General features: G+C 63.9%; 15 protein-coding genes. 7 read left to right on the forward strand and 8 right to left on the reverse strand.

Annotated elements, in window-relative coordinates; all coding sequences use genetic code 11:
• Positions 1 to 71: 71 nt before the first annotated feature.
• Both NDI54_RS08860 and NDI54_RS08865 read left to right on the forward strand, forming a co-directional pair.
• A complete protein-coding gene (locus NDI54_RS08860) occupies positions 72 to 317 on the forward strand; it encodes a DUF7127 family protein (protein ID WP_310896093.1) in 246 nt (81 codons plus the stop codon).
• Complete coding sequence (locus tag NDI54_RS08865; protein ID WP_310896094.1) at positions 317 to 2,590, forward strand: CDC48 family AAA ATPase; 2,274 nt, start codon at positions 317 to 319, stop codon at positions 2,588 to 2,590. The genes NDI54_RS08860 and NDI54_RS08865 overlap by 1 nt, the downstream gene beginning before the upstream one ends.
• Before the next feature lie 108 nt (positions 2,591 to 2,698).
• Here the strand turns inward: NDI54_RS08865 and NDI54_RS08870 are convergent, their stop codons facing one another.
• Positions 2,699 to 3,448: a TrmB family transcriptional regulator sugar-binding domain-containing protein gene (locus NDI54_RS08870; protein ID WP_310896330.1), complete on the reverse strand. Its 750-nt coding sequence runs from the start codon at positions 3,446 to 3,448 to the stop codon at positions 2,699 to 2,701.
• 128 nt (positions 3,449 to 3,576) lie between these two features.
• Here NDI54_RS08870 and NDI54_RS08875 point away from each other — a divergent pair, with 128 nt between their 5' ends.
• Complete coding sequence (locus tag NDI54_RS08875; protein ID WP_310896095.1) at positions 3,577 to 5,124, forward strand: ATP-binding response regulator; 1,548 nt, start codon at positions 3,577 to 3,579, stop codon at positions 5,122 to 5,124.
• 79 nt (positions 5,125 to 5,203) lie between these two features.
• Positions 5,204 to 5,764 carry a DUF420 domain-containing protein gene (locus tag NDI54_RS08880; protein ID WP_310896096.1) on the forward strand — a complete coding sequence of 187 codons (561 nt, stop codon included), beginning with the start codon at positions 5,204 to 5,206 and terminating at the stop codon, positions 5,762 to 5,764.
• 51 nt (positions 5,765 to 5,815) lie between these two features.
• Here the strand turns inward: NDI54_RS08880 and purF are convergent, their stop codons facing one another.
• From purF to NDI54_RS08900, 4 genes are all read right to left on the reverse strand, one after another.
• The gene (purF, locus tag NDI54_RS08885) at positions 5,816 to 7,258 is read right to left on the reverse strand and encodes an amidophosphoribosyltransferase (protein WP_310896097.1); all 1,443 of its coding nucleotides are present in this window, start codon (positions 7,256 to 7,258) and stop codon (positions 5,816 to 5,818) included.
• Positions 7,259 to 7,272: 14 nt separating this feature from the next.
• Positions 7,273 to 7,446 (reverse strand): 50S ribosomal protein L37e, encoded by a 174-nt coding sequence (locus NDI54_RS08890; RefSeq protein WP_004517916.1) that lies wholly within the window; start codon positions 7,444 to 7,446, stop codon positions 7,273 to 7,275.
• Complete coding sequence (locus NDI54_RS08895) at positions 7,443 to 7,625, reverse strand: LSM domain-containing protein (RefSeq protein ID WP_004517917.1); 183 nt, start codon at positions 7,623 to 7,625, stop codon at positions 7,443 to 7,445. Before NDI54_RS08895 ends, NDI54_RS08890 begins: the two co-directional genes overlap by 4 nt.
• A gap of 73 nt (positions 7,626 to 7,698) precedes the next feature.
• Positions 7,699 to 8,757, reverse strand: a complete 1,059-nt coding sequence (locus tag NDI54_RS08900) for a M20/M25/M40 family metallo-hydrolase (protein WP_310896098.1) — start codon at positions 8,755 to 8,757, stop codon at positions 7,699 to 7,701.
• A 114-nt stretch (positions 8,758 to 8,871) separates the two neighbouring features.
• On the opposite strand from NDI54_RS08900, the gene NDI54_RS08905 reads away from it, so the two are divergent.
• Complete coding sequence (locus tag NDI54_RS08905; protein ID WP_310896099.1) at positions 8,872 to 9,141, forward strand: hypothetical protein; 270 nt, start codon at positions 8,872 to 8,874, stop codon at positions 9,139 to 9,141.
• A gap of 178 nt (positions 9,142 to 9,319) precedes the next feature.
• Complete coding sequence (locus tag NDI54_RS08910) at positions 9,320 to 10,270, forward strand: zinc-dependent metalloprotease (RefSeq protein ID WP_310896100.1); 951 nt, start codon at positions 9,320 to 9,322, stop codon at positions 10,268 to 10,270.
• 36 nt (positions 10,271 to 10,306) lie between these two features.
• Here the strand turns inward: NDI54_RS08910 and NDI54_RS08915 are convergent, their stop codons facing one another.
• Positions 10,307 to 10,837 (reverse strand): Rrf2 family transcriptional regulator, encoded by a 531-nt coding sequence (locus NDI54_RS08915; protein WP_310896101.1) that lies wholly within the window; start codon positions 10,835 to 10,837, stop codon positions 10,307 to 10,309.
• A gap of 75 nt (positions 10,838 to 10,912) precedes the next feature.
• Positions 10,913 to 12,457, reverse strand: coding sequence for an alkaline phosphatase family protein (locus tag NDI54_RS08920; protein WP_310896102.1), 1,545 nt, complete (start codon positions 12,455 to 12,457; stop codon positions 10,913 to 10,915).
• Positions 12,458 to 12,582: 125 nt separating this feature from the next.
• Here NDI54_RS08920 and NDI54_RS08925 point away from each other — a divergent pair, with 125 nt between their 5' ends.
• Entirely contained in the window at positions 12,583 to 13,008 is a 426-nt protein-coding gene (locus NDI54_RS08925) for a DUF5796 family protein (protein ID WP_310896103.1), read from the forward strand.
• 42 nt (positions 13,009 to 13,050) lie between these two features.
• Here the strand turns inward: NDI54_RS08925 and NDI54_RS08930 are convergent, their stop codons facing one another.
• Positions 13,051 to 13,185, reverse strand: a complete 135-nt coding sequence (locus NDI54_RS08930; RefSeq protein WP_268812783.1) for a DUF7128 family protein — start codon at positions 13,183 to 13,185, stop codon at positions 13,051 to 13,053.
• Positions 13,186 to 13,251 lie beyond the last annotated feature (66 nt).

The raw sequence follows: 13,251 nt of genomic DNA on the forward strand, positions 1-13,251 counted from the left end.
GTGTATTTTCCCGCCGTATAGCGCATTTTAGCGATAGGTTTATATACTTATCACGCTTACTTTGAGTTAGCATGACTTCAGAACAGCAGTTGTTCGACGAGACGCCCCTCCGCCGATTCGAGTACGACGATGTCGTCGTCCTCGCGGCGGACGTGGGACCTGCCGCCGATGCGAGTGTCGATGTGGTTGACGGGACCGTCATCGTCGTCGCTGACGGCCACCAGCACGAACAGGAGATCCCCGCTGGGGACGCACGAGCGTTTATCAATCACGGGGTTCTCACTATCGAACTGTCAGAAGACGAGGGAGATTACTGATGAAACTTACTGTTAAACCACTCAAACAGAAAGACGCCGGCCGCGGCCTCGCGGCTATCGACCGGGCCGCGATGGACGAACTCGAACTCGAGAACGGCGATTACATCGTTCTCGAGGGGAAACAGGACACCCGCGCGGTCGCCCGTGTCTGGCCCGGTTACCCCGAAGACGAGGGGAAGGGCATCGTCCGTATCGACGGGCAACTCCGCCAGGAGGCCAACGTCGGTATCGACGACCACGTCAACATCGAAAAGGCCGACGTGAACCCCGCGAGCGCGGTCACCGTCGCCTTGCCCCAGAACCTCCGGGTTCGGGGCAACGTCGGGCCGATGATCCGCAACAACCTCAGCGGCCAGGCCGTCACGCAGGGCCAGACGGTCCCCGTTAGCTTCGGTCTCGGACCCCTTTCCTCTATGTCCGGCCAGAAGATCCCGCTGAAGATCGCGGAGACTGAGCCCTCCGGCACGGTCGTCGTGACCGACTCCACGGACATCCAGGTCAGCGAGATGCCCGCCGAGCAGGTCCACAGCGGCGAGGGCGCGCCCGAAGCGAGCGACACCCCCGACGTGACCTACGAGGACATCGGCGGCCTCGACCGCGAACTCGAACAGGTCCGTGAGATGATCGAGCTGCCGATGCGCCACCCCGAGCTGTTCCAGCAACTGGGCATCGAACCGCCGAAAGGCGTCCTCCTGCACGGCCCGCCCGGCACGGGGAAGACGCTGATGGCCAAGGCCGTCGCCAACGAGATCGACGCGTACTTCACCACCATCTCCGGCCCGGAGATCATGTCGAAGTACTACGGCGAGAGCGAGGAGCAACTCCGCGAGATATTCGACGAGGCCTCGGAGAACTCCCCTGCCATCGTCTTTATCGACGAGATCGATTCCATCGCCCCGAAGCGCGGTGAGACCCAGGGCGACGTGGAGCGCCGCGTCGTCGCCCAGCTACTCAGCCTGATGGACGGGCTCGAAGAGCGCGGGCAGGTCATCGTCATCGGCGCGACGAACCGTGTCGACGATATCGACCCAGCGCTGCGCCGTGGCGGTCGCTTCGACCGCGAAATCGAGATCGGCGTCCCGGACAAGAAGGGCCGCAAAGAGATCCTGCAGGTCCACACCCGTGGGATGCCCCTCTCCGAGGAGATCGATATCGAAAACTACGCGGAGAACACCCACGGCTTCGTCGGCGCGGACCTCGCCTCGCTCACGAAAGAGAGCGCGATGAACGCGTTGCGGCGCATCCGCCCCGAACTCGACCTCGAATCCGACGAGATCGATGCCGAGGTACTGGAGAAGCTGGAGATCAGCGATACGGACTTCCGCGAGGCGATGAAGGGCATCGAGCCCTCCGCGCTCCGGGAAGTCTTCGTCGAAGTTCCGGACGTTACCTGGGATTCCGTCGGTGGTCTCGAAGACACCAAGGAGCGGCTCCGGGAGACCATCCAGTGGCCCCTGGAGTACGAAGACGTGTTCGAGTCGATGGACCTCGAAGCCGCCAAGGGCGTGCTGATGTACGGCCCGCCCGGTACGGGGAAGACGCTGCTGGCGAAGGCCGTCGCCAACGAGGCCCAGTCCAACTTCATCTCCGTGAAGGGGCCGGAGCTGCTGAACAAGTTCGTCGGCGAGTCCGAGAAGGGCGTCCGCGAAGTGTTTGCAAAGGCCCGCGAGAACGCCCCGACCGTGGTGTTCTTCGACGAGATCGACTCCATCGCAAGCGAACGGGGTGGCGGCACGACCGACTCCGGCGTCGGCGAACGTGTCGTCTCCCAGCTGCTGACGGAGCTTGACGGCATCGAGGACATGGAGAACGTTGTGGTCGTCGCGACCACGAACCGACCGGACCTCATCGACGACGCGCTCCTGCGCCCCGGACGGCTCGACAGGCACGTTCACGTGCCCGTCCCGGACGAGGAGGCCCGGCGTGCGATCTTCCATGTCCACACCCGGAACAAGCCCCTGGCCGACGGCGTCGACCTCGACGACCTGGCCAGCCGCACGGACGGCTACGTGGGCGCGGACATCGAAGCGGTCGCCCGCGAGGCGTCGATGGCCGCGACCCGGGAGTTCATCAACAGCGTGGACCCCGAGGAGATCGGCGACAGCGTCAGCAACGTCCGCGTGACGATGGACCACTTCGAGCACGCACTGGAAGAAGTCGGCCCCAGCGTCACCGAGGAGACCCGCGAGCGCTACGACGAGATCGAACAGCGCTTCGACCGGGCCGAACCCGGCGTCACCGACGAAAGCACGGCCAGCCGCACCTTCCAGTAACGGACTGGTGACGGCGCGGTCGGACCGGTAGCGGATATTTTCGACTTTTCAGTCGCTTTGAATACGAATGGTAACACAGACGAATGGCAACACAGCGAGCCGGACTGGCTAGTTGTCGGCTCGATAAAGCGTGATTTCGCGGCACTCGTATCTCTCTTTCGTGGCACCGCTCCCACCGACAGTGACCCGTCCGTCATCGGTTTCGACAGTGAGCGACCGTTCGGCCGGGTTCGAGCTTGAGGCCGGATAGACGAGGCTCTGGCGGACGTTCACGACGCGTCCAGAGATCGTCGTCTCCGTCCGGTCCGCGGTCGAGACCACCTGTGCGGTCGCGGTGATCGGTATCTCGTCACGGAGTGCCAGCGCCGCCGTGAGAACGGCGAATTCGAACGCCGAGAACGTCTGTGGGAACGAACCAACGCTGGCGACGTAGCGTTCCGTGCCCATCAGCCAGTGGGTGCCCAGGAACATCGTGAATTCGTCGTGAGCGAGGTTCTCGTTGTCGAACCGGGTCGCCCGGTAGTCTCCATCGGACTGCGTTAGAACGCGGACGTGTCCGGTGAGACCACGTTTTACGTCGGCAGTCACGAGCAACGGCGTGATCCCGTGCCCGATTGTCCGGACCGCCGTTGCGATGTCGTCGTATGCGGGTATCGATGCGCTCGTTTCGCCGTGGACCAGGACTAACACCAGTACGTCACGCTCGATAGCGGCTCTGAGTTGCGGCGCAAATGTAACGAGCGCGGATTTCGGAACCGCGAGGGTGACGCTTTCGTCGGCACCGTCGATGAGAGACCGGACCGCATCGATGACTGCCGGCCGGGTCCGATACGTCTCCAGCCCCTGCTGTGCCATTATCGGAGGATTCGGTGCCAGAAGCATAAATCGTCCCCCGGCGTCAACGACGGTATCGCTGCGGAAGTCCTGTCACTCACCGCGATAGATCGGGTGTAACTTCTTTATGTGTGTGTCTCCTCGGAAGGGTGATGAAGTCACAGCCCACCGTCCTGTTTGTCCGAAGCACGGACCAGGACAGGGCCGCGATTTCGTTTCTCCGGGACAGTGGTCTCACTGTCCACGAAGTTAAAGGGGTTCGTGACGCAGAGGACGCGCTCGGTGACTACGATACGGACTGCGTGGTCACGAACTGCGAGGTCGAGAAGCCGGACGGGACACAGTACCTCGGTGGATTGACCGTCATCGAACGCTTGCGGCAAACCCACCCTGAACTCCCGGTCGTCCTGTTCGCGGAAGTGACCAACGGCGATATCGCCCGTGAGGCCTACAGCCGCGACGTGTTCGGTTACGTTCCCGAAACAGTCGACGACGCCCTCCAACAGCTTCTGGCACAGGTCGACGCCGCTGTCGCATCCAGTCCGGCCCGCCAGCGAGCCAGCAAACGAAAACAGCTCAACGAGGCCGTTCGGCTGGTCAATCAGGCACTCGTCCGCTCGCAGTCCCGGATGGATATCGAACGCGATGTCACTGCGGTGCTTGCGGGCACGTCCAGATACACCGAAGCCTGTACTGTGACCTGTCAGCACGACAGGCCTGTCATTCGGGCACTGGGCTCACAGCGTGGCCGCGTAACGATCACCGCCCCGGAGCCGTTGCTCCGGGCCGAGTCAGCGGAGCGACTCGTCGTTGCGGACATCGACCCGGACGCGGTCGGAGACGAGACGGAGGCACTGGAGCGGGATTGTGTCCGCGTTCTCGCCGTCCCGCTGGTGTACGACGGGGTCTCGTACGGTGTCCTCGCCGTGTACGCCGACCGCGTCGACACCTTCGACACGGAAGAACAGGACACGTTCCGGGAGGTCGGCCACAACATCGCGCTGGCAATCGACGCGAGCCAGACGAAAGACGCGCTCCAACAGCGGACGACGGAACTGGAACACCAGAAAGAGCGGTTACGGGAGCTCGCACAGATCATTTCACACGAACTGCGGAACCCGCTCCAGGCAGCGATGGGGCGGGTCGAGTTGCTCGCCGAATCGACGGATGCCGAGGAGTTCGACGCCATCCAGCGCAGTCATACCCGCATGTCGTTTCTCATCGACGACCTCATGGAAATCGCCAGACAGGGCGAACGACAGTACACCGTCGAGCCGGTGGCGCTCTCGAACGTGCTGAGCGACGCGTGGAACGCCATTGATACCGGTACGTCGACCGTTGAAATCGACTGCCCTGGGACGGTACTGGCCGACCGCAACCGTCTCTGCCAGCTCGCAGAGAACTTCTTCCGGCTCGCCACGGACCGATGTGACGGCGTGCGGATCACGGTCGCCGACACGGCGGACGGGTTCCGCTTCGAACATGCCGGCCGGCCACTGGCCGGCGAAGGCGAGGGAGCGTTCGAACTCAACTACGGGTCCACTGACGAGGGTGCGGGGCTCCACCTCGCTGTCATCCGGGAGATCGCACGCGGCCACGGCTGGGATATCTCACTCGGCGACGGGTCGTCCGAACGAGTGCGGCTGGACGTTATCGGCGTCGAACAGCCGTCAGCGAAAGCCGACCGGAGTTCGGACTGATTGAACGGGCACGATAGCTGCTGTGTCGCACGATACCCGACTCGAAACCGTATTTTGCATCCAGTCCGCAGTTGGGGGTATGGATCTCCAGGCTCGGTATCGCGTGCCAGCACTCACTGGCCTGCTGACGGTCGTGTCGCTCGCGCTCGTGTTCGGGGCCGTTCTCGGCGCGATCCCACCGTCAATTCTCCCCGCCGCCCCCGCGACAGTGCTGGGGGCGATCCCACACGCCAACGCCGTGGTCAGCGCCCTCGCTATCGGAACAATCGTCGGCGGTATCCGGGCGATCCGCCGCGGGGATGTCGCCCGACACCGGCAACTGATGGTCTCCTCGTTTGGTCTGTTCGCCCTGTTTCTGGTACTGTACCTCTACCGGATAACGCTTGTCGGACCGACGGATTTCACCGGTCCGTCGGTCGTCGAGACCTACTTTTATCTGCCGTTTCTGGCCGTGCATATCCTGCTCGCCATTCTCGCTATCCCGGCGGTGTACTACGTCCTCCTGCTTGCCTACACCTACCCGGTCTCGGAGTTGCCGTCGACGAACCACCCGCGGGCCGGAAAGCTGGCCGCGGGGCTATGGCTGGTCTCCTTCTCGATGGGAATTGCGGTGTACGCGATGCTGTATCTGGTGTGGTAGCGGCCCAGCGTCGCAAAAAGAGCCCGCGGCCGGTTGTCGAGACGTACCCTGTCAGTCGTCGGCCGGGCTCGACTGCGTCCCGATCTCCGGGCGGACCACGTCGCGGTCCGTCGCCTCGCCGTCGATATCGTAGGGGTACTCGCCGGTGACACAGCCGAGACAGAGGTCCGTCCGGCTCGTCTCCAGCGTCTCCGCGATAGCGTCGATAGAGAGGTACGACAGCGAGTCCGCCTCGATCTCGTCGCGGATCTCGTCGGCGGACTGGTTCCCGGCGATGAGTTCATCGCGGGAGGCCATGTCGATGCCCATGTAACACGGGGCGACGATGGGCGGCGCGCCGATGCGGACGTGGACCTCATCGGCCCCGGCGTCTTTCAGCAACTGAATCAGCTGTGTCGACGTGGTCCCGCGGACGATGGAGTCGTCGATGATCGTGACGCTCTTCCCCTCGATTGTGGACTTGATGGGGTTGAGCTTCAGCCGGACAGCTCGCTCGCGTTCGTCCTGAGTCGGCATGATGAAGGTGCGGCCGACGTACCGGTTTTTCATCAGCCCCTCGGCGAACTCGATGTCGGAGCCGTCGTTCTGTGCGGCCTCCGCGTATCCGGAGGCGAAGGCGCGCCCGGAGTCGGGGACCGGCAACACCACGTCCGATTCGACGCCGGATTCCTCCCAGAGCTTCCGGCCGAGTTCGCGCCGGACCTCGTAGACGAGGCTCTCGTCGATGGTCGAGTCCGGTCGCGCGAAGTAGACGTGCTCGAAGAAGCAGTGGGCCGTGTTCTCGGGCTCGACGAGCTGATAGGTGTCGTAGCCGGTGCCGTCGGCGTGCAAGACGACGAGTTCGCCGGGCTTGACATCCCGGATGAGTTCGCCGTCGAGCGTGTCGATGGCGGCCGACTCGGAGGCCAGCACGTAGCCGTCCTCCAGTTCGCCGATACACAGCGGCCGGTTCCCCTCCGGGTCGCGCACGCCGAGCACTGTCTCGTCGTGCATGATAGTCAGCGAGTACGACCCGTGGATGCGGTTCATCGTCCGCTTGACTGCCCGAACCAGGTCCTCCTCTAAGAGATTGCGCGCGAGGTCGTGGGCGATGACCTCGGTGTCGCCGTCGGATGTGAAGGCGTGGCCGAGGTCGGCCAGTTCGTCGCCGATCTCGTCGGCGTTGACGAGGTTCCCGTTGTGGGACAGCCCCAGCGATCCCGACTTGAACGAGACCGAGAAGGGCTGGGCACAGCTACTGTTGACGCTCCCGGCGGTCGGGTAGCGGACGTGGCCGATGCCGTGCGAGCCGTTGAGCGATTCCAGGTCGCTCGGGCCGAAGGCGTCACCGACGAGTCCCATCTCGACGTGGCTGTGCTGCTGGAACCCGTCGTGGGTGACGATACCGGCCGATTCCTGGCCGCGGTGCTGGAGCGCGTACAAGGAGTAGTAGAGCGGTCGGGCGGCGTCACGGTCCTCCAAAGAGATGCCAACAACGCCGCACTTCTCGTGCATTTGTGTTGAGTGTGTTATTCGCCCGCTTTCGACTGCCACTCGTAGTCACGCCGCTTGGCCGACTTGCCGAAACCGCACGACGAGCAGACCTTCTTTTTCGTGTGATACGACTTTTCGCCACACCGGCGACACTTCGTGTGTGTCGTGGTGTTTTTCTTGCCCTGACTCGGAGTTCCTGCGCCAGTCATGGAGTAATTGAGACGACGTTATCGCCGCGTATAATCGTTGTGTCTTCATCCTCGACGACGAGGTTCATGTGTTGGTCGTAGCCGGTGAGTTCCCCTTCAAAGAGTTCGCCACCCTTCAGCTGTACGGTGACTGTCTCACCGAGGGACGCTTCGAGTACATCCAGCGGTCGTCCACTCATGTACGGTTTGGATAGTGACGGCCGCTTAAACGTACCGTTTGCGTGGTGACACACATGATACCGCTCCGCTGTCCTACACGTCGACGCTAAAGGGCGCTCGGTCGGCCGCTCGCACGGCGAAGCCGGCCAGCAGGTCCGCGAGCGCGTCCAGGTCGTCGGGGTCGATGACCTCGACCGGCGTGTGCATGTAGCGGTTCGGCAGGCCGACGTTGACCGACGGAATCCCGCCCCGCGAGGTGTAGAAGGCGTCCGCGTCGGTCCCGGTCCGGATGCCCGTCGCCTGCAGTTGGATGTCGATGTCCGCCTCGTCGCTCGTCTCTCGGAGGGCCTCGACGGCAACGGGGTGGTTCGCGCTCCCGCGGGCGACAACCGGCCCCGCGCCGAGTTCGACCCCGGTCGCGGCCTTGCCCGGCGAGCCCGGCGAGTCCGTCGCGTGTGTCACGTCCGCGGCGATGGCGACATCCGGCGCGAGGTCGAACCCGACCATCTTCGCGCCCTGCACGCCGACCTCCTCCTGAACCGTGGAGACGGCGTACACCGTCGCGTCCGCGCCGGATTCCGCCGCGCGTCGAAGCCCCTCTGCGGCCGCCCAGATGCCGATACGGTTGTCCATCCCCCGGGCCGCCAGCCGACCGTTCTCCAGTTCGCTCAGCGTCTGGACGAACGTCACCGGGTCGCCGCGGTCGACGAGCGACTCCACCTCGTCGCCGTCCTCGGCCCCCACGTCGACGTACTGCTCGGCGATTTCCGGGACGGACTCGTCCTCCGGGTCCCGGAGGTGAATCGCGGTCTGCCCCACGACGCCGGAAACCGGTCCGTCGGCCGTGTGGATGGTGACGTGTTGCCCGCGGGAGACGGTCTTGTCGGAGCCGCCGATACGGCCCAGTTTGACGAAGCCGTCGTCGGTGAGGTCGCGGACGATGAAGCCGATCTCGTCACCGTGACCCGCGAGCGCGACGGTCGTGTCGCCGCCCTCGACCTTGGCGACGGCGTTGCCGTAGTCGTCCGTCCGGACCTCGTCGGCGAACTCGCTGACGTAGTCGAGCCACACCCGCTGGCTGTCGGCCTCGTACCCCGACGGGCCGGGGGTCGTCAGAAGCGATTCCAGAAATTCGCGTCGCTGTGTGTCCATACCCGGCGTTATTGCTCCTGGGTGATGAAAACAGCGGACGGCGCGCCGTTGGGAGACGTGTCGGCGAGACGCCGTTACCGCCACGGCTAAGAGTCGGGGCGTTGAACCGTCAGTATGGCGAAATTTACCCTCCTCGAACTGCATCTCGACGGCGCTGATTTCACCGCGAACGCCCCGTTCAGTTCCTCGGACGATGCCGACGAATCGACGAGCAAATCGCGCTGGTCCCGCTCCCAAACGAGCGACACGAGCGATGAGACGGACGACGCCAGCGGTGGCCGCAGCGTCGGTCGCCTCGCGCTCGCCGTTCTCGGTGTCGTTGCGGTCGTTGCGCTCGTCCTGCGGCTGTATCTCGGCGGGTCCGACAGCGACGAAGACCTGTAGGGGCGGTCGTCCTGTTTTTCCGCTATAGTAACAATTGAAACGATTTACACACTGATCGCCCTGCTGTCGTGCGATCAGATGTGCATTGATTTTCAATGGCTACTATAGCCAGGAACCGAACGCCGGTGGTCGGTTTCACAGGGAGAAGGCCTATTTTCTCCCGCCACATTTCAGACGTATGGGATTATACCACAGCGTTCAGGCTGTCGCCGGCGCGACCGGCGACGGACCCATCGACTGGAGCGCCGTCGCCGACGCCGCGAAGGGAGCCACGGACACAGGCGACCTCACCGTCGAGACGGCCGAACGCGACGGCTACGCGACCGACGTTCGGGACGCCAGAAACCGCGTTCGGGAGGTCGGCCAACTCTCCTTTGACCTGCCCGAGACCGTCGAGATCCAGAACCGCCACCACTGGATTGACGCTAACGTCGCCACGTTTAGCCGCGTGATGGAACCGATCGAACAGCAGGCCGAGTACATCCCCGGCATCGCCCGCATGGTCAACACCGGGTCGATGGCCGTTGCGCTCTCTTTCCTCGGGAACAACGTTCTGGGCCAGTACGACCCGGTCTTGCTCGCGGACAACGACGCCCACGCGCTGTACTTCGTGCGCCCCAACATCCACCGGGTCGCAGACCAGTTGAACGTCGAACGGGCTCGCTTCCGCCGCTGGATCGCGTTCCACGAGGTCACCCACGCCGCGGAGTTCGGCGCGGCTCCCTGGCTGTCCGACCACCTCGAAACGGCGATGGAAGACGCCATCGACAACCTCACCGACGGCAACATCGACCGCACGACGCTGGGCGAACTGGATACCACGATGACCGCCGTCGAGGGGTACGCGGAACTGCTCATGGACCGTGCCTTCGACGACGAGTACGACGACCTGCGCCGGAAAGTCGACGAGCGCCGACAGGGGCGTGGCCCCATCGCGTCGCTCATGCGGCGGCTGCTCGGTCTCGGGATGAAACGCCAGCAGTACGAACGCGGGAAGGCGTTCTTCGACACCGTCGCTGACGCCCGCGGCGTCGCTGCGGCCGGACGAGTGTGGGACTCACCGGACACACTCCCGACCGAAGACGAGATAGAGACGCCGACCCTCTGGATCGACCGCGTCGACCCCTAACACGGAAACAGCCCGTTCAGCGGCCGATTGAGACGCTTACTTGTCCGGCTCTTCGACCGGCGCTTCCATCTTCGCAACGTCGAGGAGGACCTCGCTGTTGGATTCGTCGACTGCCACGACCGTGCCGGCGATGACCAACTTCGAGATGGGCGTGGGACCGAGGATGACCGCCTGCCCCTCGCTGAAGTCCTGTACCGAGTGCTGGAGGTGGTATCGCGCCCGGCATTTCTCCGGGTGGTGGACGCTCGTGAGGTTGATTTCCTCGACCGTCACGTCGACCCGCTCGTAGTCGTGGGCGACGACGACGCTCTCGGCCTCGTCTATCTGCTGGCGATTGATCGCGTCGAACGCCTCGGAGGTCGGCTTATATCCCCCTGTCGGTCCGGGAATCCCCTCGACGAGTCCCAGCGAGGTCAGACTCTGCATCTGGTTCCGGACTGTTCCGGGGTTCCGATCGATCTCCTCCGCGATTGTCTCGCCGGTGACTGCCTCACCGGTCTGTTGATACTTGTTTACCAGCGTCGTAAGCATCGTCCGCTGGCTGTTGTTCAGATCGATGCTAACCATACCGGAGTGTATCGGGAGCGGCTACTTATCCCATTGGGTTCACTCATTCGACGCCAGTCGCCATCACGGACGGCGCTATTCCATGTATCCCAGTTGTTTCAGCCGGTCCTCGACGGCGTCCCCGTCATCGGTTCCGAGCGCGTCCTCGATACTGAGTGGGTCGCGCTCCCCGACGGCAGGGTCCTCGGGGAACACCGGGAGTATCTCGCCGCGCATGTCAGTCGGGATGGCACAGCCGTGGGCGGCCAGCACCGTCGGCGCGATGTCGAGGATGCTGATCCGGTCGAGTTCGCCCTGTGGCTCGAAATCGGGGCCGCTGGCGGCGAAGATGCCGTAGGGCGTGTTCTCGGCCGCCCAGCGGTCCGGACCGCTCTGGATGGTCCCGCCGCCGATACCGTCGTTGACGTGGACGCCGGGGCGCTGGTCGACGACGACCTCCGGGCCAGCGTCCACGTAGGGGCCGTTGTACACGTCCTCGCCCTTGTACACGTCCGTAAACAGCGGGCCGTGTTCGTCTTCGACCTCACGAAGGTCGGCCATGAGCGACTCACGGACCGACTCCACGTCGAACCGGGGGTTGATGTACACCGGCCCCTGTCCGCTGGCGACGACCTTCGTCTGCTCTAAGTCGATGGCTTCGAGCTTGCGGTCCCGTTTGACGCCGTCCCGTTGCGGAACGAGTTGCTGGATGGACTCCGGGACGACGCGGGCGAGCGTGTCGACGAGTCCGGCGCGCTTTGCGACCGCGAGCAGGTTCTCCCGGTCGAGTCCGATTCGGGTCAGCAGTGCGTCGACGCTCGTGTCCCGGACCTGATAGCCGTTCTCGGCCAGCCACTCGTTGATGTAGAACTCCGTCTGGGTCGCGTCACAGCCGTGGTCGGACATCAGGACGAGGTTCAGGTCCTCGCGGTCGTCGAGCCGGCCGACCCACTCGTCGACGATTTGCCATGCGCGCAGACTCGGCTCGTCGTCCCAGAAGAAGTGATGCAAGACGTTGAGATAGAACAGCGTCACGTGGACGAAATCGAGGTCTCGCTCGTCCATGAGTGTCGTTGCCACCTCGAAGCGTTTCTCTAGCAGGTCCAGAATGGCCTCAACCTCAGCGCCGCGTTCGTCGTTCGAGGACAACAGCGGGTCCGGATGGACGCGGTAGTCGAATCGCTCTTCGAGTTCCTCGGCCAGTTCCGGCGGCGAGGTGTAGCCGGAGCTGATCGACCGGTACTCGCCTTCGACGGCGTCCGGGCCGCCCGCGACGACGAGTTCGTCGATATCCCGCGGCGGGTACATCGTCGGCATGTTGACGACGCCCGCGGACTGCCCCTCGTCGTTGAGGTAGTCCCATAGCTCGGCGGTATCGTAGTCGCCCCCATTCATCACGGTGATTTCGCCCGCTTCGAGGTCGACATTCTCGAACCAGAAGACGCCGAAGCCGCCGGGGTCCTTGCCCGAGGAGTAGCACTTCCAGTTCGGGAAGGTCACGGGCGGCAGACAGCTACGCGTCCCCGCCCAGGTGCCGGTGTCCCGCAGCGCGGCCAGGTTCGGGAGCTCGCCGGCCTCGATCCACGGGTCGAGCAGTTCCCAGCTCGCTCCGTCGAGTCCGACGACGAGGGTCTTCGTCATGTTGGGACGGAAACAGGCGAGTCACTAGTCCCTTTCGCACCCCGCTCGATGTGGGTTGCACGGGGAGCAAATTGGTCGAAGCGGACAACGCGTCACTTTTGAGCGCGCCGCCGGAACGCCATTGTATGAGCAACCGGTCGGACATCGCACCGGACACCGTTTCGGTCGAATTGACCGAGGACGGCGTCGTCGTGGAGTACCTCGACGGCCGCCAGGCGTTCTATCGCGGCGTCCCCACGGCGGTCGAAGGGAACGTCCAGACAGGCCCGGGAAAGGACACGCACGTACTGATAACCGACGAGACGGAAACGTCGGGCATTCTCGTGTACGTCAACGACCTCCGCACGCACGACGATATCCTCGAAGAAACGGGCGTCGGGCGGGTCATCCTTGACGACGGCGAGGAGGACGAACTGTTCCCGGGCGTTACGGTCCGGGACAATCAGATGCGGACGAAGGTCGAAGTGGACTACGACGTAACGAACGGCCGCGTGTTCGTCTTCGAGGAGGACGAACTCGGCGAGCGGAGCTTCGAAATCGTCGAAGACTGAAACCGGCGGTGAGGGAGAGGTGTGACCGCGAGACAGGACCGGTTACTGGATGTAGGAGGGGTCCTCGTCGTCGCAGTTTTCCTCGTGCTGGCGCGCGTCGCTCTGGTCGTCGAACATCAGGCCACAAGTCTCGCACTTGTACCACGTAATGTCGTCTCGCTCGGTTTGGACAACCATACCGGAGACTCCGATGGCCGTCCGTATATTATTTTCCCGCGACACAACGGGAACCCTCAAGGGAGT

Origin of the sequence: Haloarcula terrestris (assembly GCF_031624315.1) — an archaeon.
Taxonomy (GTDB): Archaea; Halobacteriota; Halobacteria; order Halobacteriales; family Haloarculaceae; genus Haloarcula; species Haloarcula terrestris.

Bases quoted from the DNA above. Each gene is read 5' to 3' on its own strand.
- NDI54_RS08860 (WP_310896093.1), top strand. From the start codon at position 72: ATGACTTCAGAACAGCAGTTGTTCGACGAGACGCCCCTCCGCCGATTC.
- NDI54_RS08865 (WP_310896094.1), top strand. From the start codon at position 317: ATGAAACTTACTGTTAAACCACTCAAACAGAAAGACGCCGGCCGCGGC.
- NDI54_RS08875 (WP_310896095.1), top strand. From the start codon at position 3,577: ATGAAGTCACAGCCCACCGTCCTGTTTGTCCGAAGCACGGACCAGGAC.
- NDI54_RS08880 (WP_310896096.1), top strand. From the start codon at position 5,204: ATGGATCTCCAGGCTCGGTATCGCGTGCCAGCACTCACTGGCCTGCTG.
- purF (WP_310896097.1), bottom strand. From the start codon at position 7,258: ATGCACGAGAAGTGCGGCGTTGTTGGCATCTCTTTGGAGGACCGTGAC.
- NDI54_RS08890 (WP_004517916.1), bottom strand. From the start codon at position 7,446: ATGACTGGCGCAGGAACTCCGAGTCAGGGCAAGAAAAACACCACGACA.
- NDI54_RS08895 (WP_004517917.1), bottom strand. From the start codon at position 7,625: ATGAGTGGACGACCGCTGGATGTACTCGAAGCGTCCCTCGGTGAGACA.
- NDI54_RS08900 (WP_310896098.1), bottom strand. From the start codon at position 8,757: ATGGACACACAGCGACGCGAATTTCTGGAATCGCTTCTGACGACCCCC.
- NDI54_RS08905 (WP_310896099.1), top strand. From the start codon at position 8,872: ATGGCGAAATTTACCCTCCTCGAACTGCATCTCGACGGCGCTGATTTC.
- NDI54_RS08910 (WP_310896100.1), top strand. From the start codon at position 9,320: ATGGGATTATACCACAGCGTTCAGGCTGTCGCCGGCGCGACCGGCGAC.
- NDI54_RS08915 (WP_310896101.1), bottom strand. From the start codon at position 10,837: ATGGTTAGCATCGATCTGAACAACAGCCAGCGGACGATGCTTACGACG.
- NDI54_RS08920 (WP_310896102.1), bottom strand. From the start codon at position 12,457: ATGACGAAGACCCTCGTCGTCGGACTCGACGGAGCGAGCTGGGAACTG.
- NDI54_RS08925 (WP_310896103.1), top strand. From the start codon at position 12,583: ATGAGCAACCGGTCGGACATCGCACCGGACACCGTTTCGGTCGAATTG.
- NDI54_RS08930 (WP_268812783.1), bottom strand. From the start codon at position 13,185: ATGGTTGTCCAAACCGAGCGAGACGACATTACGTGGTACAAGTGCGAG.